This is a genomic window from Rhizobium leguminosarum bv. viciae USDA 2370, from assembly GCF_002008365.1.
In the GTDB taxonomy this organism is placed as follows: domain Bacteria; phylum Pseudomonadota; class Alphaproteobacteria; order Rhizobiales; family Rhizobiaceae; genus Rhizobium; species Rhizobium leguminosarum.
Window position 1 is genome coordinate 145,669 of sequence record NZ_MRDL01000022.1, and the last position, 23,867, is coordinate 169,535.

Annotated in this window: 21 protein-coding genes; 10 read left to right on the forward strand and 11 right to left on the reverse strand. The window is 58.7% G+C overall.

Translation table 11 applies throughout. The features are described from left to right. Positions 1-27 precede the first annotated feature (27 nt). The gene (locus BS629_RS09780) at positions 28-912 is read right to left on the reverse strand and encodes a sugar phosphate isomerase/epimerase family protein (protein WP_018244744.1); all 885 of its coding nucleotides are present in this window, start codon (positions 910-912) and stop codon (positions 28-30) included. Positions 913-1,209: 297 nt separating this feature from the next. Between BS629_RS09780 and BS629_RS09785 the strand changes: the two genes are divergently transcribed. The 6 genes from BS629_RS09785 to BS629_RS09810 all read left to right on the forward strand — a co-directional run bounded on the left by BS629_RS09785 (position 1,210) and on the right by BS629_RS09810 (position 6,521). Beyond that, positions 1,210-2,643 (forward strand): extracellular solute-binding protein, encoded by a 1,434-nt coding sequence (locus tag BS629_RS09785; RefSeq protein ID WP_018447076.1) that lies wholly within the window; start codon positions 1,210-1,212, stop codon positions 2,641-2,643. A gap of 96 nt (positions 2,644-2,739) precedes the next feature. Further along, positions 2,740-3,615 (forward strand): carbohydrate ABC transporter permease, encoded by an 876-nt coding sequence (locus BS629_RS09790; RefSeq protein ID WP_017966968.1) that lies wholly within the window; start codon positions 2,740-2,742, stop codon positions 3,613-3,615. Between the two features lie 4 nt (positions 3,616-3,619). Then, complete coding sequence (locus BS629_RS09795) at positions 3,620-4,456, forward strand: carbohydrate ABC transporter permease (RefSeq protein WP_018244742.1); 837 nt, start codon at positions 3,620-3,622, stop codon at positions 4,454-4,456. Between the two features lie 4 nt (positions 4,457-4,460). Then, a complete protein-coding gene (locus BS629_RS09800; protein ID WP_018244741.1) occupies positions 4,461-4,667 on the forward strand; it encodes a DUF2160 family membrane protein in 207 nt (68 codons plus the stop codon). Between the two features lie 55 nt (positions 4,668-4,722). Next, positions 4,723-5,784, forward strand: coding sequence for an ABC transporter ATP-binding protein (locus tag BS629_RS09805; RefSeq protein WP_018244740.1), 1,062 nt, complete (start codon positions 4,723-4,725; stop codon positions 5,782-5,784). Between the two features lie 11 nt (positions 5,785-5,795). Continuing rightward, the gene (locus tag BS629_RS09810) at positions 5,796-6,521 is read left to right on the forward strand and encodes an SDR family oxidoreductase (protein WP_018244739.1); all 726 of its coding nucleotides are present in this window, start codon (positions 5,796-5,798) and stop codon (positions 6,519-6,521) included. A 3-nt stretch (positions 6,522-6,524) separates the two neighbouring features. Here the strand turns inward: BS629_RS09810 and BS629_RS09815 are convergent, their stop codons facing one another. From BS629_RS09815 to BS629_RS09835, 5 genes are all read right to left on the reverse strand, one after another. Beyond that, on the reverse strand, positions 6,525-6,782 hold the full coding sequence (locus BS629_RS09815; protein WP_018244738.1) for a hypothetical protein: 258 nt from the start codon (positions 6,780-6,782) through the stop codon (positions 6,525-6,527). Positions 6,783-6,956: 174 nt separating this feature from the next. After that, positions 6,957-8,102, reverse strand: a complete 1,146-nt coding sequence (locus tag BS629_RS09820; RefSeq protein WP_077988126.1) for a CaiB/BaiF CoA transferase family protein — start codon at positions 8,100-8,102, stop codon at positions 6,957-6,959. A gap of 43 nt (positions 8,103-8,145) precedes the next feature. Then, the gene (locus BS629_RS09825; protein ID WP_018244736.1) at positions 8,146-9,810 is read right to left on the reverse strand and encodes an electron transfer flavoprotein-ubiquinone oxidoreductase; all 1,665 of its coding nucleotides are present in this window, start codon (positions 9,808-9,810) and stop codon (positions 8,146-8,148) included. Positions 9,811-9,852: 42 nt separating this feature from the next. Continuing rightward, complete coding sequence (locus BS629_RS09830; RefSeq protein ID WP_018244735.1) at positions 9,853-10,740, reverse strand: 3-hydroxybutyryl-CoA dehydrogenase; 888 nt, start codon at positions 10,738-10,740, stop codon at positions 9,853-9,855. A 61-nt stretch (positions 10,741-10,801) separates the two neighbouring features. Next, complete coding sequence (locus tag BS629_RS09835) at positions 10,802-11,977, reverse strand: acyl-CoA dehydrogenase (RefSeq protein ID WP_018244734.1); 1,176 nt, start codon at positions 11,975-11,977, stop codon at positions 10,802-10,804. A 117-nt stretch (positions 11,978-12,094) separates the two neighbouring features. On the opposite strand from BS629_RS09835, the gene BS629_RS09840 reads away from it, so the two are divergent. The 4 genes from BS629_RS09840 (at position 12,095) to BS629_RS09855 (ending at position 18,027) form a co-directional block, all read left to right on the forward strand. Further along, positions 12,095-13,009: a LysR family transcriptional regulator gene (locus BS629_RS09840; protein WP_018244733.1), complete on the forward strand. Its 915-nt coding sequence runs from the start codon at positions 12,095-12,097 to the stop codon at positions 13,007-13,009. A 193-nt stretch (positions 13,010-13,202) separates the two neighbouring features. After that, positions 13,203-15,959, forward strand: a complete 2,757-nt coding sequence (gene ppc, locus BS629_RS09845) for a phosphoenolpyruvate carboxylase (RefSeq protein WP_018244732.1) — start codon at positions 13,203-13,205, stop codon at positions 15,957-15,959. Between the two features lie 88 nt (positions 15,960-16,047). Beyond that, entirely contained in the window at positions 16,048-17,010 is a 963-nt protein-coding gene (locus BS629_RS09850) for a C-terminal binding protein (RefSeq protein WP_018244731.1), read from the forward strand. 21 nt (positions 17,011-17,031) lie between these two features. Then, the gene (locus BS629_RS09855) at positions 17,032-18,027 is read left to right on the forward strand and encodes a phosphotransferase family protein (RefSeq protein WP_026188621.1); all 996 of its coding nucleotides are present in this window, start codon (positions 17,032-17,034) and stop codon (positions 18,025-18,027) included. Between the two features lie 314 nt (positions 18,028-18,341). On the opposite strand, the gene BS629_RS09860 is transcribed toward BS629_RS09855, so the two are convergent. The 5 genes from BS629_RS09860 to eno all read right to left on the reverse strand — a co-directional run bounded on the left by BS629_RS09860 (position 18,342) and on the right by eno (position 23,865). Continuing rightward, entirely contained in the window at positions 18,342-18,893 is a 552-nt protein-coding gene (locus BS629_RS09860; protein WP_018244729.1) for an NADPH-dependent FMN reductase, read from the reverse strand. A gap of 53 nt (positions 18,894-18,946) precedes the next feature. Then, positions 18,947-20,065: an alcohol dehydrogenase catalytic domain-containing protein gene (locus BS629_RS09865; protein ID WP_018244728.1), complete on the reverse strand. Its 1,119-nt coding sequence runs from the start codon at positions 20,063-20,065 to the stop codon at positions 18,947-18,949. A 109-nt stretch (positions 20,066-20,174) separates the two neighbouring features. Further along, positions 20,175-21,314: an amino acid ABC transporter substrate-binding protein gene (locus tag BS629_RS09870; protein ID WP_077988130.1), complete on the reverse strand. Its 1,140-nt coding sequence runs from the start codon at positions 21,312-21,314 to the stop codon at positions 20,175-20,177. A gap of 134 nt (positions 21,315-21,448) precedes the next feature. Next, complete coding sequence (locus BS629_RS09875; protein WP_018244726.1) at positions 21,449-22,450, reverse strand: VOC family protein; 1,002 nt, start codon at positions 22,448-22,450, stop codon at positions 21,449-21,451. A gap of 98 nt (positions 22,451-22,548) precedes the next feature. Then, positions 22,549-23,865 carry a phosphopyruvate hydratase gene (gene eno / locus BS629_RS09880; RefSeq protein WP_026188619.1) on the reverse strand — a complete coding sequence of 439 codons (1,317 nt, stop codon included), beginning with the start codon at positions 23,863-23,865 and terminating at the stop codon, positions 22,549-22,551. Between the last annotated feature and the right edge of the window lie 2 nt (positions 23,866-23,867).

Consider the following 23,867-nt stretch of genomic DNA (forward strand, 5'->3'; position numbering starts at 1 on the left):
GACTGGAACAGGCTGTCAGAAGGATAATTAGGGCCGCGCGTTTGTGGCGCGGCGACGCTTGGCCTCGTCATATTTCAGCTCGATGTAGCGCTTCGCGTGCGCGGCAAGCGGATCATTATCCTCCCAGGTGTCGCGCCAGATCGCGCAGGCGAGTGACAGGCCTTCGTCGACGACCGTCGTCGAGAAGCTCTCGAACACGATGTCGCGCTTGTAGTCGATGTCGAGCAGGGCGTCGAAGATCAGATCGAAGTTGATGACGCCGTCGCCGAGATAGCCGCGATTGCTCTCGCCGATGTGGAAGTAGCCGATCTTGTCGCCGGCCAGACGGATCGCGGCGGCCGGATTGGCTTCCTCAATGTTCATATGGAACGTGTCGAGGTGGAGACGGACATGCTCCGATCCGGTCTCGGCGATGAACTTCAACCCCTGCGCCGCGGTATTCAGCAGGTTCGTCTCGAACCGGTTGACAACCTCCAGCACGAGGTCGACGTTCGCCTGCCTGGCGACTTCGCCGGTCGCGGCGATCGCAGCGACGCTGTTGTCCCAGCCCTTCTTCGTCGGCTGGCGATTGTACTTGGTGTGCGCGGAATAAAGAATCCCGCCGAGCTTGTTGCCGCCGATATCACGGACCGCACGAACGGCGTCGGCCAGTGTCTGCTTGCCAGCGGATACCGCAGACATGTCCTCGCTCGATACGTCCTTGTCGAGCGGCAGGCCCATCGTCACGCCAATCTCGACGTCAAGCGACTGCGCAAGCTTTGCCAGTCTATCGAGGTTGAATTTCTCGGGGCGCAGATAGGCAAATTCGATGGTGCGATATCCGTGTTCAGCCGTTTTGTTGAGGGCCATCTCCAGCCCTTCCTGCGTTTGGCCGCCTGTCCATACAAATGAATGGATACCCAATCGACGCATAGCCTTTTCCTCCAAAAAATGCCCTTGGCTGCGCACAGTGCTATGCCATTTAGTTTGGCAAGACAACAAATAATTTTGGATGCGATTTTTTTGCTGCTTTGCAAAATTACCTTGCAATGCAATATTTTATCCTTCTCACCATTGCATTCCGCTCTCTGCCAGAAATTAGTTTCTGCAAAAATCAATGGGATAGATCCGTGATTTGCATGTTTAGACAACAAATGTTGCGCTGGCAGTTTTTTTGGCCTACACAAAAGACCGGCGAAATGATCTCGCTGCACTTTGGGAGGATTGAAAATGAACTATGCTTTGAAGGCTAGCGCGCTTGCGCTGACGCTCAGCCTCGCCACTGCCGCTTCGCCGGCCTGGGCTGACTTCTGGTCCGACGCTGGAGCCAAATTCAAGGGCGTGACACTGCACGGCGTCACCGAGAGCACCCCGCCATCGAACTACATCAGGAACGTGCTCGCTCCGGAATTCGAAAAGAAGACCGGCATCAAGGTCGACATCGAGACGACATCCTGGGATCAGATGTACGACAAGGCCATCAAGGACATGGAAGCCAAGACCGGCATCTATGACATGGTCTACATCGAGCAGGACATCATCTATTCCTATCTGGCCAGGAATTTCCTCGTCGACATCACGAAGACGCTGAAAGACCAGCCGGATCTGAAGGCGCCGACCTACGACGATGCGAACTTCACCAGCTTTGCCAACTACTTCAAGGACGCGAGCGGCGATCTGTTCGGCGTTCCGATGGAAGCCTTCCTGAAGACGTATCTCTATCGCAAGGACCTCTTCGACGATCCGAAGATCAAGGAAGCCTTCAAGAAGGAAACCGGCAAGGACTTGAAGCCGGCGACCACACACGCGGAATACACCGAGATCGCCGACTTCTTCACGAAGTACGGCAAGGACAATGGCATGGAGCTCTGGGGCACGACCGCTCAGGCACATACAGGCCATGCGGCGTCCTGGTATGAATTCTTCGAGTCCATCGTGCCGACCTTCGGCGTCTACAATTGGGGCATCGACGCCAAGAACAACTATGCCGCGACGGTCGAACATGGCGGCGCGATGAACAGCGACAAGGCGAAGGCGGCGTTGAAGTATTGGCTGCACCTGCGCGACATCGCTCCTCCGGAATCGACGCAGTCAACCTGGACGGAAACCGCAACGACCTTCGCCGCCGGCCGTGTCGCCCAGGGGCTGATCTACGGTGAGAACGCCGCGTGGATCGCAAGCGATCCAGCGCAGTCGAAGGTGGTCGGTCAGGTCGGATTCGCTCTTCCGCCGCTCGAGCCGGGCGTGCTGGACGACGCGAAAGCCGGAAAGGGCTATATCGGCTACTATGATGGCGGTGCTTTCGGCGTGCCGGTTACGTCCAAGAACAAGGAAGCGTCGCTGCTCTTCCTCGAATTCATCGGTCAGAACGAAGTGCAGCCCGATTGGGCCATCGCCGCACCGCGCATCACCAACACGGCGACATTCGATGATCCAAAAGTGAAGGAAATGGACGTCAAGCTCGGCGGCTTCTACACGATGCTGAAGGACGAGGGCAAGCTCTTCGCCGGCGCTCCTCCCTACCCCTTCCACGCGCAGGTGCGTGAAGCGACCGCTCCCATCTTCTACGACATCCTGACCGGCAAGATCGCTCCCGATGAAGGCCTCGACCAGATGGCGGCCAAGGCCGAAGAGGAGCTCACCTCGCTCGGCTATCGCAAATAAAATATCCTCCCCAACTGACGGGTCGTTCCGACGACCCGTCATCTTTCGCTCCCTGATGGAGCGGACGTCCACACAGCGTTCAATGGGGGATAGGCGATGCATTCGCAGAAGCTCGGGTGGCTGTTGCTGTCACCGACCATAGTGATCCTCGGACTGTTCGGGATCTTTCCTTTCATCTACGTCCTCTGGGTCTCTTTCCATTCATGGAACCCGTTCGCGGCCAATCCGGGCATGATCTTCAACTGGGCTGAGAACTATCGGCGGCTCGTCTTCGACCCGCAGTTCCTGGCATCGCTCGGTATAACCCTGGCATTCGTCTTCTTCGCGGTCGTGTCGGAGCTGGTCCTCGGCTACATCCTCGCCCAGGCGCTGCTCAAGGACTTTCCCGGAAAAGCGGTGTTTCGCACGATCCATACTCTGCCCCTGATCATGGCCCCCATCATCGTCGGCTCAGTCTGGAAGCTGATGACCACCCCGTCCATCGGCATCATTCCCTATCTCCTCAGGAGCTGGTTCGGGTACGATCTGAATATCGGCCAGAGCGCCGTCGCGGCCTTCACCGTCACTGTCATCATGGACATCTGGCACTGGACGCCGCTCGTCACCCTCTCGCTGATCGCCGCACTCGTCTCGCTTCCATCAGACCCGTTCGAGCAGGCGCAGATCGACGGCGCCGGCAAGAGCCAGATCTTCTGGCACATCACGCTCCCCTTGATCCGCCCGGCCATGCTGGCCACTGTGTTCATCAGGCTCATGGACGCGCTGCGCACCGTCGACGAAGTCCTGATGCTGACCGGAGGCGGCCCGGGCTCATCGACGCGCTACATCGGCGTCCATATCTTCAGGGAAGTTTTTCCCAAGACGAATTACGGCTACGGTTCGGCGATCTCCGTCATCGTCCTCTACCTCACCATCGTCGTCTGCTGGCTGCTCTATGTCGGCTTGATTGCGCCCCGCGTGAAGAGAGGTTGAAGCGATGAAGACCAAAAAACCCTGGCTTCCGGTCCTCCTGTGGACCTTGATAAGCTTCGTGACCCTTTTCCCGATCTATTGGCTCTTCGTCATATCGGTGAAACAGCCCTTCGACCTGTTCTCGACGCCCGATGTCATTCTCCGGAGCTTCTTCTGGAAGAATTACCAGGACGTGCTGACCAATCCGACCTTGCGCGGATACATGCTCAACTCGCTGATCATTTCGTCAGGCAATGCGCTGCTCGTCACCACGCTCGGCTTCCTTGCCTGCTACGCCCTGACGCGCTTCGACCTCGCCGGCAAGGAAAGCATCTTCTTCTGGACGATCACCAACCGCATGGCGCCGCCGGCGGTCTTCCTCCTGCCGCTTTTCCTGCTGCTGACGCAGGTCTACAGGATCGGCGACTTCTCGCTCGCCGATTCCAAGCTGGGCATGATCTTGGTCTATTGCTCCTTCAACCTTCCTTTTGCCATCTGGACGCTGCGCCCGACCGTGGAAGGCATTCCGAAGGAATTGGACGAGGCGGCCTATATGGACGGCGCGAGCCCATGGACCGTCCTCTATGATATCATCTTTCCCTTGGCACGGCCCGGACTTGCGGTGACGCTGATCCTGACCTGGGTTTTCGCGTGGAACGAATACCTGCTCGCGGCGACGCTCACCAACTTCCATGCGCGGACTCTGACCACCGGCTTGTCGGAATATGTGACGACGACGGGAACGGCCTGGGGCATCATGGCCGCGATCTCAATGCTGACATTGGTTCCGGCGCTCATCGTCTTTTCGGTGGTCCAGCGTCACATCGTCGCCGGCCTGACCTTCGGTGCCGTGAAAGGATGAAACGATGACGTCTCAATCAGGAAATAACGAACCCAAGCCGGGGTTTCTGCCGATCGAAACGAACTGGTTCGACCGGCTCTTCATCTCGATCGTTGTCTGGGTCGCACTCTCCCTGTTCTGGATGCGGTTCATCGAGCCGTTCGGGCTTTCCGTATGGTTCGCGGCGGCGATCTCGGCAGTCCTTGGCGCCTACATCGTCTGGAAGGGGTGAGCCGATGAATTCCATCAACAACATCAAAGCCGTGCTGCTTTAGGGAGGAACGACATTGGCAAACGTACAGGTTAGCGACGTCACCAAGAAATATGGCTCTCTTCAAGTCATGCACGGCGTCAGCGTCGACATCGAGGACGGCGAATTCGTCGTGCTGGTCGGTCCATCCGGCTGCGGCAAATCCACCCTGCTCCGCATGATCGCAGGTCTTGAGACGGTCAGCAGCGGAGACATCCGGATCGGCGGCCGTGTCGTCACCGACGCTCCTCCAAAGGAGCGTGACATCGCGATGGTTTTCCAGAGCTACGCGCTCTATCCCCACAAGACGGTCGCCGAAAACATGGGCTTTCCGCTGAGGATGGCCAAGCGTCCGAAGGCGGAGATCGACGAGAAGGTCGGCAAGGCAGCCGAGATCCTCGACCTGACGCGTTATCTCGACCGCTATCCGAAGCAACTGTCGGGCGGACAGCGTCAACGCGTGGCGATGGGTCGTGCCATCGTCCGAGATCCGAAGGTCTTCCTGTTCGACGAGCCATTGTCGAACCTGGACGCTAAACTCCGCGTCACCATGCGTGTCGAGATCAAGGAGCTTCACCAGCGGCTGAAGACCACCACCGTCTACGTCACGCACGATCAGATCGAGGCCATGACGATGGCCAACAAGATCGTGGTCATGCGCGACGGCAGGGTCGAGCAGATCGGCAAGCCTCTCGATCTCTACGACTTCCCGGTAAACCTCTTCGTTGCCGGCTTCATCGGCAGCCCATCGATGAACTTCCTTCAGGGCCGCATCGCCACACGCGACGGCAGGAAGGTCGTCGTCACCGACCAGGGCATCACCCTTCCGATGGCAGACACAAATGCGGATGAGGGAAGAGCCGTTACCTACGGCATCCGACCGGAGCACATCACGATCGGCGATGAAGGCGTACCTGTGGAGGTGTCGGTGTTCGAGCCCACGGGTTCGGAGACATTGATCTTCGGCCGCACGGGAGGCGTGCCGATCGACGCGCTGATCCGCGAGCGCATCGAGGTAGATCCCGGACGGACAATGTACTTCCATATCGATCCCCGGCGTGCACACATCTTCGATCGGGAAACAGGCCAGAGACTGTAGGAGGACGGCCCATGGACTTCAAAGAAAAGACGGTCATCGTGACCGGCGCCGGCAAAGGCATCGGACGCGAAATTGTAAGGATGCTCGCCGAACGGGGAGCGCAAGTCGTCGCCCTGACCCGGAGTGCTGCCGATGTCGAAGCGCTGCGAGGGGAATCCGGCTGCCGGGCTATACAGGTCGATCTTGCGGACGCCGATGCGACCAGAGAGGCTGCCATCGCTGCCCTTCCCGCCGATTTGCTCGTCAACTGCGCCGGCACGACCGAGCTCCAACCGTTCCTGGAGACAACCGTCGAAGCATTCGACCGTCTTGTCGCGGTCAACACGCGTGCTCCGATGATCGTCGCCCAGGAATATGCCCGTTCGCTGATCAAGCAGGGCCGCAAAGGCGCCATCGTCAATGTCTCGTCGGTCGCCTCCTTCGTCGGCCTCGCCGACCACGCTGCCTATTGCGCGTCGAAGGGTGGATTGGATGGCTTGACGCGGGTCATGGCAAGGGAGCTTGCACCTCACGGCATCCGCGCGAACGGAATCCATCCCACGGTGACGCTGACCCCGATGGCGGTGAAGGCATGGAGCGATCCCGAGAAGGCCGCGGGGATGATGAAACGAATTCCCGTCGGTCGCTTCGCCGAGCCAGCAGACATTGCCGAGGTTGTTCTTTTCCTGCTCTCCGACGAGGCTGCGATGGTGAACGGGATATCGATGCCGGTGGACGGTGGCTACATGATTGCTTGAAGTTCAGGACTGCCGCGTGGTACGAGCCCGCGATTGCAATACGGGAAGCGGCGACGTTGACCGCCGCACCAACCGGCGTAGCTCATCCTGATCGATAAAATGATCGGTCACGCCGGCCTCTTTATCCGGATGACTGAAGACTAGACCGTCGGAATCCTCAAGCTTCAGAGCTTGCTCCGTATTCATGATCCCCAGTGCCTGGCGCTCGTACTCGGATTCGAGTGCCGCCTCGACGATGGCTTTTCTCTTGCGCATGTCCATGTCCTCCGTTCCTCAAAGGGTAACGGACAGGCGGAGTCGCGGTTCCGATCAAGGCATCACGATATGAGACTGGCTGAAACGAGCGTCCGCCGATACACGGCCGCGCGGGCCGCGCTGTTTTTGGCCCCTCACGAAAATTGGCGAATTCCTGTTCGATGGCACAAGCTCAAGGCATCAGTCCATCGAAGACCAGTCTGACTGCACTTTGCCATTGTGCTCGCCAAGCTTTGGCGACTTACGATGCTGAATCAACATCGCCCCTGAAAAGATGATTGGCGTCCGGATGCCCGGTATCCCTTCATTCTCCACCGCCATCTTCCGATGCGCGACTTGCGGGTCCGCGAATACATCCTTCACGGTGTTGATCGGCCCGGCGGGAACGCCCACACACGCGAGGTCGGCCAGCAGATCCGTCCGCTTGAAGAGCCTCGTGCTCGCTTCCATCATGGATGTCAGTTCTTCTCGATGTCGCACTCTGTCCGCGTTGGTCTTGAAGCGGACGTCGTCCGCCACAGCGGATAGCCGGAGGATTTCGCATAGCCTCTCGAACTGACCATCGTTCCCGCAGGCGATAATGATATTGCCGTCGGATACCGGAAATACCTGGTATGGTGCGATGTTGGGATGCGCATTGCCGAGTCTCGTCGGTGCCTTTCCCGAGGCCAGGAAATTCATCGCCTGGTTGGCCAACACGCCCACTGTGCTGTCCAGCAGCGCCATATCGATATGCTGTCCTTCACCTGTGCTGTTCCGGAGGGTCAAAGCGGCCTGGATAGCGACGACCGAATAGAGCCCTGTGAAAATATCGCCGAACGCCACGCCAATCTTCTGCGGCTCCCGATCTGGTTCACCGGTCAAATCCATGATGCCCGCCATGCCTTGGACGATGAAATCGTATCCCGCACGTTCGGCATATGGGCCGGTTTGGCCAAAGCCGGTAATCGAGCAGTAAATCAGCTTTGAATTGATCGCCTTCAGGCTCTCGTAATCAAGACCGAACTTCTTCAACGCGCCTACCTTGAAGTTCTCGACGACGACATCCGCGTTCGCGATCAGTGCACGAAGCTTTTCGACGTCTTCCGCCGAATTGAAATCCGCCGTGATGCTCAGTTTTCCGCGGTTGCAGCTATGGAAGTAGGCCGCAGCGACGTCATCGCCATCCCGAATGAAAGGAGGCCCCCAACGGCGCGTGTCGTCGCCCTCCGGGCTTTCCACCTTGATGACGGTCGCTCCAAGGTCGGCAAGTGTCTGTCCAGCCCATGGACCAGCCAGGATACGCGCCAATTCCACGACCCGAACGCCTTCAAGTGGAGATTGCATCGATAACTCCCTAATCATTCCTAAGTCCGCGGATCAATGTAGGCTACATATTCGGATAGACCGGCCCCTCGCCGCCCTGCGGCGGCACCCAGTTGATGTTCTGGTTGGGGTCCTTGATGTCGCAGGTCTTGCAGTGCACGCAGTTCTGGGCGTTGATGACGAAGACGTCCTTGCCATCCTTTTCCACCCATTCATAAACGCCGGCCGGACAGTAGCGCGTCGACGGGCCGCCATAGATGTCGTGTTCCGAACTCTTCTGCAGCGCCATGTCCTTGACCTGCAGATGCACCGGCTGGTCTTCCTCGTGATTGGTGTTCGACAGGAACACCGAGGACAGCCGATCGAAGGTCAAGACGCCATCGGGTTTCGGATAGGCGATCGGCTTGTGCATCGAGGCAGGTTCGAGCGACTGCGCATCGGTCTTGCCATGTTTCAGCGTGCCGAAGACGGAAAGGCCGAACAGCGTGTTGGTCCACATGTCGAAGCCGCCGAGCGCTACGCCAAGTGCGGTGCCGAACTTCGACCATAGCGGCTTGACGTTGCGCACCCGTTTCAAATCCTTGCCGATGTCGCCCTTGCGCCATTCAGTCTCGATCTCGGTCACTTCGTCATGGCTGCGGCCTGATATAATCGCGGCGGCGATCTTCTCGGCCGCCAGCATGCCCGACAGCACCGCGTTGTGGCTGCCCTTGATGCGCGGCACGTTGACGAGACCGGCCGAACAGCCGATCAGCGCGCCGCCGGGGAAGGAAAGCTTCGGCACCGACTGGTAGCCGCCCTCGGTGATGGCACGAGCGCCATAAGACAGCCGCTTGCCGCCCTCGAAGGTGGTGCGGATCGCCGGATGGGTCTTGAAGCGCTGGAATTCCTCGAAGGGATAGAGATAGGGGTTCTTGTAATTGAGGTGGACGACGAAGCCGACCGCCACCAGATTGTCTTCCAGGTGATAGAGGAAAGAGCCGCCGCCGGTCTTCATGCCGAGCGGCCAGCCGAAGGAGTGCTGCACCAGGCCCGGCCGATGGTTCTCGGACTTCACCTGCCAGAGCTCCTTGATGCCGATACCGAACTTTTGCGGTTCACGGTCTTTCTGCAGATCGAACTTGGCGATCAGCTGCTTGGCGAGCGAGCCGCGCACACCCTCGCCGATCAGCACATATTTGCCGAGCAGTTCCATGCCGCGGGTATAGTTCGGGCCGGGTTCGCCGTTCTTCTCGATGCCCATGTCGCCGGTGGCGACCCCGATGACGGCACCCTCGTCATTGTAGAGCACCTCGGTTGCTGCAAAACCCGGATAGATTTCGACGCCGAGTTCTTCGGCCTTGGTCGCCAGCCAGCGACAGACGAGCCCAAGCGAGACGATGTAGTTGCCGTGATTGTTCATCAGGGGCGGCATCAGCACATTCGGCAGGCGAACAGAGCCGGCCGGACCGAGCAGCAGGAAGTGATCTGATGTGACCTTGGTCTTGAACGGATGATCGGCCTCGTCGCGCCAGCCGGGCAACAGCCGGTCGATGCCGATCGGGTCGACCACGGCGCCCGAGAGGATATGCGCGCCGACTTCCGCGCCCTTCTCCAGCACGACGACGGAGAGTTCCGGATTGACCTGCTTCAACCGGATCGCCGCCGCAAGACCGGCAGGACCGGCGCCGACGATCACCACGTCGAATTCCATGCTCTCGCGACTTTCGTCTGCGTGTTCTTCGGTCATGATAAATGCCTGACAAATCTCGATGTTGGGATGAGATGGGGGTCAGCGAGTTGGTCGAGCTGGAACGTATCCGTAGTCGTAGAACCCGCGTTGTGTCTTGCGACCGAGCCAGCCAGCTTCGACATATTTGACCAGCAGCGGGCATGGACGGTATTTGCTATCAGCCAACCCTTCGTGAAGGACCTGCATGATGGAGAGGCATGTGTCCAAACCGATAAAATCTGCCAGTTCGAGTGGCCCCATCGGATGATTGGCGCCGAGCTTCATGCCGGTGTCTATGGCTTCTACGTTTCCAACACCCTCATACAGAGTGTAGATCGCTTCGTTGATCATAGGGATGAGGATACGATTTACGATGAAAGCCGGAAAATCTTCGGAGACGGTGACCGTTTTGCCGATGGATTCGGCGAAATCCTTGGCTATGGCAAATGTCTCTTGATCAGTTCCGATGCCGCGAACCAGCTCGACGAGCTTCATAACCGGTACGGGATTCATGAAGTGTATCCCTATAAAACGATTGGGCCTGTCGGTTGACGCCGCGAGCCGCGTTATGGAGAGCGACGATGTGTTCGTCGCCAAGATCGCGTCAGGCTTCAGCACGGTGCACACATCCGTAAAGACTTTCCTCTTGATGTCTTCATTCTCGCTGACCGCTTCGACGACCAAATCGGCAGTCGCCAGATCCGAAAGGGAGAACGCTCCCTTTATTCGGGAGATCGCCTGCTCAGCCGCCTCGGCCGGCATTTTGCCGGTTTCCGCCTGGCGCCCGAAATATCCGGCGCTCGCTTCGATGCTCGCGCGAATTCGACTTTTGTCGAGATCGTAAATCAGCGCCTCATACCCGTGTCTCGTCACGACCTCCACGATCCCAGTACCCATTTGTCCGGCACCGATGACGGCGACGGTAGAAATCTTATTCACTACAGGCATGCTGCCTCTCGCTAATCCGGAGGTTGAAGGACGGATCTGTGCCGAATAGGCTATCGGGGAATTAGGAGAACGCCTGGAGGTCCGTCTGGGCACGCCCAAGGATCAGGGCATGGACGTCGTGGGTCCCTTCGTAAGTGTTGACCGTCTCCAAGTTCTGCGCGTGGCGCATGACGTGATATTCGATCTGAATGCCGTTGCCGCCATGCATATCCCGGGCTTGCCGAGCGATATCCAGCGCCTTTCCGCAGTTGTTACGCTTGACGAGCGAGACCATTTCCGGGGCCATCTTGTGCTCATCCATCAGCCGGCCAACGCGAAGCGAACCCTGCAGTCCGAGCGTGATTTCGGTCATCATATCGGCGAGCTTCTTTTGATAAAGCTGCATCCCTGCAAGCGGCTTCCCGAACTGTTTGCGGTCCAGGCCGTATTGACGAGCGCGGAACCAGCAGTCCTCCGCGGCTCCCATAACGCCCCAGGAGATGCCGTAGCGGGCGCGGTTGAGGCAGCCAAACGGCCCCTTGAGGCCGGAAACGCCGGGCAGAAGCGCATCCTCTGTGACTTCGACACCGTCCATTACGATTTCGCCTGTGATCGAGGCACGCAGCGAAAGCTTGCCACCAATCTTCGGGGCCGAAAGGCCCTTCATGCCCTTTTCGAGAACGAAGCCGCGTATTTCATTGTTGTGAGCCTCGGACTTGGCCCATACGACGAAGACATCGGCAATCGGCGAGTTCGAGATCCACATCTTCGAGCCGCGCAATCGGTAGCCGCCCTCAATTTTCTCGGCGCGGGTTTTCATACCGCCGGGATCTGAGCCTGCGTCAGGCTCAGTCAGGCCGAAACAGCCAATCAGTTCACCCGAAACAAGGCCCGGCAGGTACTTCTTCTTCTGCTCGCCAGAGCCGTAGGCGTAGATCGGATAAATGACCAGCGAGGACTGCACACTCATCATCGAGCGATATCCGGAGTCGATGCGCTCGACCTCGCGAGCGACCAGACCATAGGCAACATAGGATGCGTTCGCGGCCCCGTACTCTTCAGGCAGCGTCACCCCAAGAAGGCCAGTCTGCCCCATCAACCTGAACAGCTCTGGGTCGGTCGCTTCTTCGAGATAGGCGTCCTGGACGCGCGGCAAGAGTTCGGATTCTGCGAAAGCCGCAGCGGACTCGCGGATCATCCGTTCATCTTCGGTCAGCTGGTCGTCGAGCAGAAACGGGTCGTTCCAAGTAAAGGCCAAGATGGTCGTCCTCCCATTGAGGTTTTTGGCAGTTCGAATTTGACGGAATTAAAGCCGCTTTTTCGCAACTGAGAAAGCGAGGTTTACTCATCGGCCCATGAGCTATAGTAATAGCTCATGGCAAACCTCTCGCGAAGGCTCCTTCCCTCCACCTCGGCTCTCGCGGCGTTCGATTCCGTCGCGCGGATGGGCACCTTCTCTGCGGCAGCGGAGGAGCTTTCCCTGACACAGGGAGCCATCAGCCGGCAGATCGCGTCGCTGGAGGAACAACTCGGCGTTTTACTGTTCGAGCGCACCAGCCGTGGTGTCAACCTCACAGAGGCGGGCACAAACTATGCCCGTGCAATTGCCAACGCTCTTGCGGAAATTCGTTCCGCTTCACTGCAGGCCATGACCCAACAACATAGCGATCAACTCAATCTTGCCATCTTGCCGACATTCGGCACCCGCTGGTTGATGCCGCGCATTCCGCGATTTGTCGCCAGACACCCCGAGATCACGTTGAACTTCGCCACACGCATTGGCGTGTTCGATTTCGATCGCGACGACATAGATATGGCGATTCATATCGGCCAGCCCGATTGGCCCGGTGCGGAAAGCACATTTCTTATGGAAGAGATGGTAGCACCGATCGCGTCGCCACTTTTTCTCAGTTCACATCCCATCGTGAAGGTTGAAGATCTGCTTCGCCTGCCGCTGCTGCAGATGGCGTCCCGTCCCGGGGCCTGGAGCCATTTTTTCGAAAGCCTCCAGGTCAACGGCACCCCGTCGCAGGCCATGCGGTTCGAACAGTTCAGCAATGTGGCCCAAGCCTGCATTGCTGGATTGGGGCTCGCGTTGATGCCGCTTTTCCTCATCGACTCCGAGCTCGCAAATGGCCAGCTCGTTCAAGCCTTTCCCCATCAGGTCAAAAGCACCAGCGCCTATTATGCGGTCGCGCCGCTGAGCAGGAAGGACTTCCGGCCTGTCGTTGCGTTCCGCGCATGGTTGCTGGAAGAGGTCGCTCGTTACCAGGAAGGCATTATCGGCTGATAGCGGGAGCCGATGAAACCATACCTAAGACACCTTCGATAAATCTGGAATGTCGCCAGGGCTTCGCCATCTGTGCGGCCTTTCGCTCCTGTTCGTTGCGAGCGTCGCTTGACTCCTCGGCTAAATCCTGTCAATTTATGCTAACGTTAGCACAAGGAATGCGCATTTGCACCTTCAATTGAAGAAAGCATGCATGCAGGCGAAACGCCTCACGACCAGCAAGGCTCTGGTGAAGGACGTTCGGCTGCTCGGCCGCCTGTTGTGCGAGGCTATTGAAGCAAGCGACGGCAAAGAAGCCCGTGAGGTCGTGGAACAGGTCCGCAGCCTCTCGGTTACCGGTCACAGAAGGACCGGCCCGCACCTAAACGAAGAGCTCGCCCCCTTTTGTGCGACCATGCCTCCCCAAACCCTCAAGCGTGTGATCCGCGCGTTCAGCCAGTTTTCTCAACTCGTGAACATTGCCGAAGACGCACACCAAGCCAGGATGCAGCGCTTCAGCATCGCCGATCGTGAACCTGCCATGCCGGGAACAATTGCCAGATCGCTTTCCGTTCTGGCTGCGGCCGGGGTAGAGGCGAAAGATATCCGCAAACTGCTTCTTGAAGCAGTCGTCTCGCCCGTTTTCACAGCGCACCCGACTGAGGTTCGGCGCAAGAGCGTTATCGAAATCGAGCAGGAGCTTGCACGATGCCTGACGCAGCTCGACCAAGCCGGCCTGATTGAGCAGGAGATAGGTCGGTATCAAGAGGACTTGGAAAGGGCGACGACGACGCTTTGGCAAACGAATAGCCTTCGGGGAAGGCGACTTCAGGTCGTGGATGAAATCCTCAATGGCTTGTCCTATTACGACAGCACCATTTTCCGGGTGATCCCGGAGGTATACGAGATTCTCGAAGATCAGCTTCGAGACTCACCCTGGAGTATCGGCGAGGACGCGCTGCCGCCATTCCTGCGCATGGGTTCCTGGATCGGTGGCGACCGGGATGGCAATCCCTATGTCAACGGCGAAACCCTGAGGGAGGCGCTCCGGTTGCAGAGTGAAAGAGTTTTCTCGTTCTATCTCGGCGAACTGCACAGCCTTGGCGCCGAACTTTCCTTGGATGACCGGTATGTGAAAGTCTCGCAGGAGCTTCAGCGCCTCGCGACCGACTCCCCCGACAGATCGGAGCGGCGCCGACACGAGCCATATCGCCTGGCGATCTCGGGCATGTATGCTTGCCTGGCGGCCACGGCACGTAAGTTCGGCAGCACGGAACTGGTTCGCGAACCTGTGGCGACCGCCCCTTCCTACCTGTGCCCTGCCGAATTCGCCAAAGACTTGGCGACGATCAGCAAATCCCTGATAGCCAATGGCGCAGAAAAGATCGCCACTGGAAAACTTCGCAGGCTCCAACGTGCCGTGGACGTCTTCGGTTTTCACCTTGCCAGTCTGGATTTAAGACAGAATTCCGAGGTTCATCAACGGGTTGTTCATGAGCTTTTCGAGAACGTGCGGCCTGGCACACGTTACGAGGCGTTAGCCGAGAGTGACAAGATCCGCTTGCTCACCGAGGAACTGCGGTCTTCCCAGTTGCTGATTACACCGCTCAGGACTTATTCGGCCGAGACGGTGTCGGAGCTTTCCGTTCTGCGTGAAGCTGCCCAAGCCCATAAGCACTATGGCCGCGTCAGCGTCCCCAACTACATCATTTCGAAGGCCGGTAGCCCTTCCGACCTTCTGGAGGTCATGGTCCTGTTCCGTGAGGCGGGGCTGTTCCGGCCCGATGAGCCCGAAGCGGCGTCAATGAACATCATACCTCTTTTCGAGACGATCTCGGATCTACGAAGGTCGCATGACGTGATGCAAACAGTTTTGGCCGTCGAAGCCTACCGGACATATGTGGAAGCGCTCGGCGGCAAACAGGAAATTATGCTCGGCTATTCGGACAGCAACAAGGATGGCGGTTATCTGACTTCGGGATGGGAACTGTATAAGGCAGAAACGGCCTTCATCCAGCTCTTTGAGCGTGAAGGCGTTCGCCTCAGCCTGTTTCACGGTCGCGGCGGTTCCGTGGGCCGCGGTGGCGGCCCAAGCTATGAAGCCATCACCGCCCTGCCCCCTGGCGCGGTTGCCGGATCGATACGGCTGACGGAGCAAGGTGAAGTCATTGCGGCGAAATATTCCAATCCGGCACTGGGTCGTCGGAATCTCGAACTTCTTATAGCCGCGACGCTGGAAGCGTCCTTGCTGCCTTCCGACGCACAAGAGCCGGATCCCGAATATCTTGGCGCCATGGAGGAACTGTCCGACCTGGCCTTTGGCGCCTATCGCCGTTTGGTTTACGAGACCGAGGGGTTTGAACGGTTCTTCTGGGAAGCAACGATCATCGGCGAAATCGCAAAACTGAACATTGGCAGCCGCCCAGCCTCACGCAGTTCCTCATGTCGCATCGAAGACCTGCGTGCGATACCCTGGGTGTTCGGCTGGTCGCAGAGCCGCATGATGTTACCGGGTTGGTTTGGATTCGGTTCGGCCGTGCGACAATGGCTGGCCGGACACCCCGACGGATTGCAAATTCTTCAGGGAATGCACCGGGACTGGCCTTTCTTCCAGACACTGATTGCGAACATGGAGATGGTGTTGGCCAAGACCAACATGGCGATCGCGGCGCGGTATGTGGGCCTCACCCCTGATGCATCCACCCATGAGAAGATTTTTGCACGCATAAAAGACGAATGGGAAGCGACGACAACTGCGCTATTCGGCATAACGGATCAGGCCTCGCTGCTCGCGAATAATCCGGCACTCAAGCAGTCGATCCATCATCGCTTTCCCTGCCTCGACCCGCTTAACCACATGCAGATCGACCTTCTTCGTCGCCACCGTGCCGGAGAAGGCGATCAGGACACTGAAGAGGCGCTGCATCTGACCATCAACGGAATTGCAGCAGGGCTACGAAACAGCGGGTAAAGAGCGCCAATGTGGATGGCGTAAGCCTATTTTTCTTGACCTCGACAAAGCTGCTGCGCTAACGTTCGCATAAACCGGGAGGATATTCATGACACGAACCGTGCTGTTGACGGACTACGCCTGGCCGGATGACAAAGTGGAGCGGGAAGTAATCGAGCGGGCCGGGCTTACCCTCGTCAGCGGTCCGGCCGAGCCGTCTCCGCCTGCTGAGATCGACGCTTTGGCTGCAAAGCATCAGCCGGACGCGATTCTGACCTGCTGGGCTCAAGTTAGCGAGACGGCAATCGCTGCGTCTCCTAACCTCAAGATCGTCGCTCGTCTCGGAGTTGGCCTGGACAATATTGCAGTCGATGCAGCGACGGAGCGGGGGATATGGGTGACGAATGTTCCCGATTATTGCGTTGCAGAAGTGTCTGACCACGCCGTGGGTTTTGCGATTGCCTGGGCCCGCGGGCTGATCCACTTCGACCGCGAGGTTCGCTGCGGGCGCTGGGACCCGGCTTCGGCAAATCTCCGCAGGCTTTCGGAGCTGACCTGCGGCATCGTTGGGTTTGGTCGTATCGGCCGTGCGACGGCAGCAAAAATGCAGGCGCTCGGATGCCGGGTTAGAGCACATGATCCCCATGCCTCGAATGTTCCTGTGGATGTGGAGCTTGCCGACTTCGATAGACTTCTGGCCTCGAGCGATATCGTCATCGTCCATGCGCCGCTCTCGCCGGCGACGCGTCATCTGATCAACAGGGACGCCATCTCGAAGATGCGTCGCGGAAGCCTGCTGATCAACGTCAGCCGAGGCGGCGTTGTCGATACGGCCGCGGTGATCGAGGGTTTGGAATCCGGCATTCTGAGCGGCGTCGGCCTTGATGTCCTCGAGGATGAACCACGCGTTCCACAGGAGCTGATCGCTCATCCCGGCGCGATGATCACTCCGCACGTCGCCTTCTCCTCGGATGCTTCGCTGATCGAGCTGCGTCGCCGGGCGGCGGAGGAAGTCGTCAGGGTTCTCTGCGGAGAGAAGCCTGAACAACCCCGCAACAGCCCCCGCCGCTAATGCCGCAAGGACACTGGGTTCATGTCTGTAGATGAGATGACGATTTTCGATGAGTTCTTGCTGAAGAGCGGTTTGAGAAGCGCTTCCGAGGAGGCGGTCTACAAGCCTCTGACGGGTGGTGTTTCTTCAGATATCTACCGTGTGGAGCTTCCTGGCCGGCTCATCTGCGTGAAACGCGCACTTCCCAAGCTCAAGGTGTCCGCCGATTGGCAGGCGCCGGTGTCGAGAAATGTGTACGAATGGAACTGGATATCCTTCGTAGCGCAACACTTCCCTTCTGCCGTTCCGACGCCTCTCGCACACGACGCGTCGTCTGGCATCTTCGCCATGACGTTTCTTCCCGGCGATCAATATCCGCTGTGGAAGACCGACCTGCTCCACGGAAGCGTTGACCGAAAAGCGGCAGAGCTAACGGGCCGGCGAATTGGACAGATCCATTCCGTCAGCGCCCGCACATCGGGGTTGTCGGAAAAGTTTGATTCTGGACCGAATTTCTATGCTCTTCGGCTCGAGCCCTATCTGGTGGCGACCGCCGCCAAACATCCCTTCGTCAGCGATCGCCTGGCAGAGCTGGTTCAGCGCACGGCCGAAACAAAGCTGGCGCTCGTCCACGGCGACGTCAGCCCGAAGAACATCCTGCTGGGCAAGAACGGCCCTGTGTTCCTGGACGCCGAATGCGCCTGGTTTGGCGACCCGGCTTTCGACCTCGCCTTCTGCCTCAACCATCTATTGTTGAAGAAGGTCGTCGCCGGACAGGCGGCATCTGAGCTCGCATCGTCATTCGCGGCGTTGACGGCAGCCTACCTGGATCAGGTCGACTGGGAGGATCGGGACGCCCTCGAGGCTCGGGCAGCAAGCTTGTTGCCCGCTCTCTTCCTCGCCCGGGTCGACGGCAAATCGCCCGTCGAATACATAACCGACGAATGCCAGCGCGAAACGGTCCGCAAAGCCGCCATCCCGCTGATCGCATCGCCTCGGCAAAAGCTGGCTGACGTAGCGCAGGCCTGGTTTCCATAACGGAACCCCACTCCTCAGGCAGCGGCATTTTTCTTTGCCGCTGCACCGATAACCGCGCGGCCCTTGTGAAATGGTCAGAAGAGCGAAACAACGACTTTCGGGCAAGAATTCCCATCACCACGACAAAGCCGACATTACACTCTCGAAGCGGCGCGCGCGCGTCACATCGGGCGGTCGAGCAGCATAGACCGCTGAGGTTTCGCCCGTGAAAATACCAAGCCCATCGGGAAAGCGGCGCATTCATTAAAAGAGAGTATAATAAGCCATCGCGCTGGTGCCGCGATGGCAGATAGAGACTTTGCATCTGCTTCGGCTCAGAACCGAGCGACCCAGCTTTCGAAAGCAACCAGGAAGCTCTCGATGAACTTCTGGGTTCCTTCATTGAGGAAGACCCCGTGATCGCCCACTAATTTGTCGGCCGTGCTCAGGTAAACTTCAGGCTGGGGCATGGTCGGCACGTTGATGTTGGTTAGGATAACCCTGAGCTGAAGTGCCGCGGCTGCGCCGCCGATGAGACCGGGAGAAGCGCCAGTCACCGCCCCGGGCTTGTGATCCCACACGCTCTTTCCGAAGGGGCGAGAACCGACTTCGATCGCATTCTTCAATGCCGCGGGTACGGATCTATTGTATTCAGGCGTCACGAAGATCGCGCCATCGCAAGCCTTGATGCGCTCACGGAAGGATGTCCATTCCGTCGGCGGCGTCTCCGTCTCCAAGTCTTGGTTATAGAGCGGAAGCTCGCCGATCGGCACTATTTCCAGGTTCAGTCCGTCGGGCGCCACTTTCTGCATTGCACGGGCGAACTTCAGGTTGATCGAAGCCTGACGAAGGCTTCCGACCAGGACCGCGATATCTTTCTTGGACATGTTCTCTCTTCTCGCGCGAGGGATGCGCCGGCGATAGCCGGCGCCGGTGATTGTTACTGATAGGAGGCAGGGACCGGAGGAATGACCACATAGTTGCTGAAGCCGCCGTCGCGTTCGCCAATGCCTGATATGGCTTCGTTCACCCGCTCAAGCGGATAGATCTTGTGCTCGAGATACGACAGGTCGAGCACACCGGTGCGGACCATGTCTGCCATTTCCTGCCCCTGCGCAGCGCTGAACCAGTTCGAGCCGATGAGTTGAACTTGCTCGTCCATCAGCCACTTCACGTCGACTGGAACATCTTCTGCGACGCCACCAACGACAACCACGCGGCCGCCCCGACGAACTCCGCGCATGGAGTCGACCACGGTCGCGGCGGGGGCTCTCGCGCCCAGCGCACTGATAACGAAGTCCACTCCCTCGCCACCGGTTTGGGCCTTCGCCCATTCTCCGGTCGAGCCTTCGCCGAGCACGATGGTGTCGATGCGGTCAGGGGCAATGGCTTTTACGCGGCCCAGCAATTCCCTGCTTCTGCCGGTGCCCAGTATTTTGGAGATCCCCATCGCAAGACCGAGCTTGGTTGCCGCGACACCAAGCGTACCGGTGATCCCGTCGATGAGGCAAACCTGACCAGGTCCAGCCTGTGCATTCTTCAGGGCGCCATAGGATGTACCGAGGTAACCGAAGCGGCCGGCCTGCTCGAAGCTGAGGTTATCCGGCAGGCACACGAGCGAGTATTCCGGGGCGGTCATGAATTGGCTGAAGCCGCCGTACGGATAAAGATCAAAGATCCTTTGACCATCGCGGCTGGTGCTGAAGTACCCATTCAAGGTGTAATAGCGGCATTGGCTGCGGTTGCCTGACCGGCACGCCTTGCAAGAACCGCAGGATCTGAGAGGGCTTACATAGACACGATCGCCAATCTTGACATTGGTGACCGCCTCGCCGACTTCGGCGACGACCCCGGCTGGGTCCAAACCAAACACCGCCGGAAACTTCGGCAGTGGCTGGTGGGGGAACCAGGTTGGCCAATTATTGATGACGTTGGCCATGTTGGGCACGATACCGCAGGCCCTGACCTGCACCAGCACGTCGTTGGGCCGGGGCGTGGGAATCGGAATCTCATCCAGCGACATCGGCTGATGCAGAGCATGCAGCCGAGCGGCGATCATAGTTTTAACCATTAACTCCTCCATAGGGACATCGGTCGGACCGTGCCCGACCGAATGCATTTTTTTGCAGTTTCAGACAGGTGCGCGGCACAGTGCCGAGCGGCATTCGTCAGGGGACCAGGAACTCCTTCCCAGCCGGTCGGAAATCCGCAGGCCAGACAGTCACCCAATCCTTTCCTTGAACTTGCTTGAGCTTCGTCGATGGCTTCCCGGCATTGAACTTGCCGTCGAAAGTCCTTGGTCCGACGACCGTCTCGACGGTATTCGAGCGCAACCACGCAGCCATCGCGGCGTCGTCCAATTTCCCCGCCCCTTCTGCTGCCGCTGCAAGGATTTGCCACGCAGCATATTCGACCGCAGCCTGATACTCCGTACGCGGATAGGGGAAACCCGCCGCCTTCGCCTTGCTGTCATAAGCGCTTACGAATTCCTGGGCGCCGTGATACGTGAGGAACGGCTCGTGCTCTTCAAACCAGGTCAGAGAGGTCAAGCCGTTCGCCTTGGGGTGAGCTGCGGTCGGGCCGGGTGCCGGGAACAGATAGAATTGGTTCCTGGGCTGGTAGTCGATCCGGCTCATTGCATCGAGAAGCTGCACGGCCTCCATGCCGATCGCACCGGACCACAGCAGGTCCGGATCAGCCGCTTTGATGCGGTTCGCGATTGCGCCGAAGTCCTTCGTGCCGAACTCGTATTCAAGGCCCAGCACGTTCTTGATGCCACGCTTCTCAGCAACTTGCTGGCCGCCCTTGGCGATCGTCAGGGCCGACGGGAATTTGCTCGTGACGAACGCGATCGTCTTGGGAGGGGTCGGCAGGCTCGCATAGGCATCGAGAACAACCTCGGTATCCGTCGATTGCGGCTCGGCCCCGATCGGAAGAGACGGGAACTGCAGAGGATATGGGGCGAGACTGGGGTCCCCCAGGCTGCTCTGAACCAGCATCTTCTTGAACCGGGCGGCAACGCCCATTGCTGCGATGATCGAAGACGTGCCATAGGGCCCCATCAGGAGATCGACCTTATCGGCGGTCACCAGCCGCTCATAGAGCGTTCGAGCATTGGCGGGCAGCGATTGGTCGTCGAGAAGGACGAACTCCACCTTTCGTCCAAGAATACCGCCTTTGGCGTTGATCTGCTCGACGAACACTTCTCCGGCGAGCTTGTGGATTGTGCCTACGCCCGCAAGCGGACCCGTTAACGGCAGCGTTCCGCCGACGCGGACCGGCCCTTCTTGGGCAAAAACTCTCGGCATCGAGCTGAAAGCTGCTACTGCGGCCGCAGACCCGAGGAATGCTCGTCTATTCAGTATCATGGAATTCGCACTCATCTCATCCTCCCAGATGCTTCCGGCATGTCATCATCAGTCTCTGCCGCCGGCGGCAGGTCTCAGCTCTTCGCCAGCCCCTCTGCGTAGCGTTCCAGCGTCATGGGGTTCGGCATTTTCTCGGGGTGTTCCAGCGGTACTCCCGTAAATTCGCTGGCCTCGAAGAACCACTTCGAGACGGCCGGCATTCCCCAATGGACATTGGTGCTAAGGGCTGCCGCGTCCCAACGAATGGGCTCCAATTCCGCGTCTATCGTGGTGTAGTGATTGTTGAAGAACTCCACCCGGTGTCCATCGGGATCGCGCAGGTAGACGAATAGGACTCCGGAAGGGCCATGGCGTCCAGGTCCGCGCTCAACGCTGTCCCCATATCCGTAACGACTGGCAAAATCGCACACGGCGAAGATGTCGCTGCTTTCGGGAACCGTATAAGCAAAATGATGTAGCTGCGGGCCGATGCCCGGCACCAACGCCAGATCGAGGCAGACACCTTTGCGATACATGAAGTTCGCAATGAGATTGTCGCCAGCCGCGATATATTCCGAAGTCCGGAAACCGAGTTCGCCGTAGAACGCGCTTAGACCCAACGGATCGGCGACCATGATCTGGCAATGATCGAGCCCCTGGGCTCGGGCGCCACGATGTTCATGCACCTCGAGGAACTTACGGGGATGGACACTCATGCTGGAGCAAAGCTCGATGCGAGCGCCCGACGGGTCGCTGACGAGCAAGGTCCGCCCTTGATTTCGAACGTCAACCCATTCCGCCGGAAGCCCCTTCTCATCAAAAAAGAACTTGGCCTTGTCGAGGTCCTCCTCCAGAAACACCCGATAACCGATCCGCCTGCACGTCGGCTTCCCGACGGCAGGTGCGAGCACGAGACTGTGATGGCAGGCCTCGGACAATCCGCGAAGGTATGAAACACCGTCCGCGAATTCTGTTTCAATCAGTCCGCCGACATTGAGGTAAAAATCTCGGCTACGCTCCACATCATTAACTTCAAGCACGACGTGGCTGAAGCGCGTGATGTTGAAGGGAGGTTTCAAATTAACAGCCGGAAGCATGTCATCCTCATCTATTTTTGCTAACGTTAGCATAAAAGGGCCGGCTCTTTTGTCAACGCCTGTCATTGAGCGCGACCGGCAACCGGCCCATCCAGAATCTAACCTGCAGCAGCAACCGCGGCTGGCTTTTCAGCCAAGTCTAGCGCCGACCAGCCAGCGAACGAAGCCTCTTTTCCAAGGGCCTCCTCGATACGGAGAACCTCGTTCCACTTGGCCATCCGCTCGGAGCGTGAGAACGATCCGACCTTGAGCTGCTTGGCATCCCAGCCGACCGACAGATGGGCGATCGTCACATCTTCCGTCTCACCGGACCTGGCCGAAACAATTGTTCGAAAACCCGCTTTCTTGGCAACGGAGAGCGCTTCGAACGTCTCTGTTATCGTGCCCGCTTGGTTCGGCTTGATCAGCACCGCATTGGCGCTTTTATCCTTGATCGCTTCGGTTACCCGCGCCGCGTTTGTCACGAAGAAGTCGTCGCCGATGATTTGGCATTTGGAGCCGTAGCGAGCGGTAAACTCCTTGAATCCAGCCGGATCGTCCTCAGCGAGCGGATCCTCGATAGAGACGATTGGATAGGCCTTCAACCAGCCGCCAAGCATGTCGATCATCTCGGCCGTATCGAGCTGCCGATCTTCCAATGCCAGCGAATACTTGCCCTCACGACCGAATTCGGAGGCCGCAATGTCGAGCGATATGGCGACTTCGCCGCCCGGCTTCAGACCGGCGGCCTCGATCGAACGCACCAAGGCGTCGAGAGCTTCTTCATTGCTGGTGAAGGCAGGCCAATAGCCTCCTTCGTCCGCCACGCCCTGGAGCTTTCCGGCACGTTTCATAATGTCGCCTGCCGCGCGGTAGACTTCAGCGGTCCACTCCAAAGCCTCCGCGAAAGTCGAGGCAGCAGGGCACATGACCATGAAATCCTGGACGTCTACCCGGCGTGCTGCATGCGCTCCACCTCCAAAAATCTGGATTTCCGGCAGTGGCATCGTGATCCCCCTGTCGGAGCCCGCGAGATACCGCCAGATCGGTTGGCCGGCCGCAGCCGCTGCCGCGTGAAGCAACGCCATCGATGTTGCCACCGATGCATTTCCACCCAGTCTGCTCCGGTTCGGGGTGCCGTCCAGCTCGATGATGGCGTGGTCCAGATCGGCTTGATCATTGGCATTCCGGCCAACCAGCAACTTGGCGATTTCTCCGTTGACGGCAGTCAGGGCCTTGTTGATCCCCAAGCCGGCAAGGGCGCTGCCGCCGTCACGAAGGTCGAGCGCCTCGCCAGTGCCGGTCGATGCACCAGCGGGTGCAATGGCCCGGCCGGTCGCACCAGAGGCCAGCTCGATCTCTACCTCAACGGTGGGCCTGCCACGGGAATCCCAGACGCGACGGCCCTGCACTTTTCGGATTTCGGTGTTGGTCATGT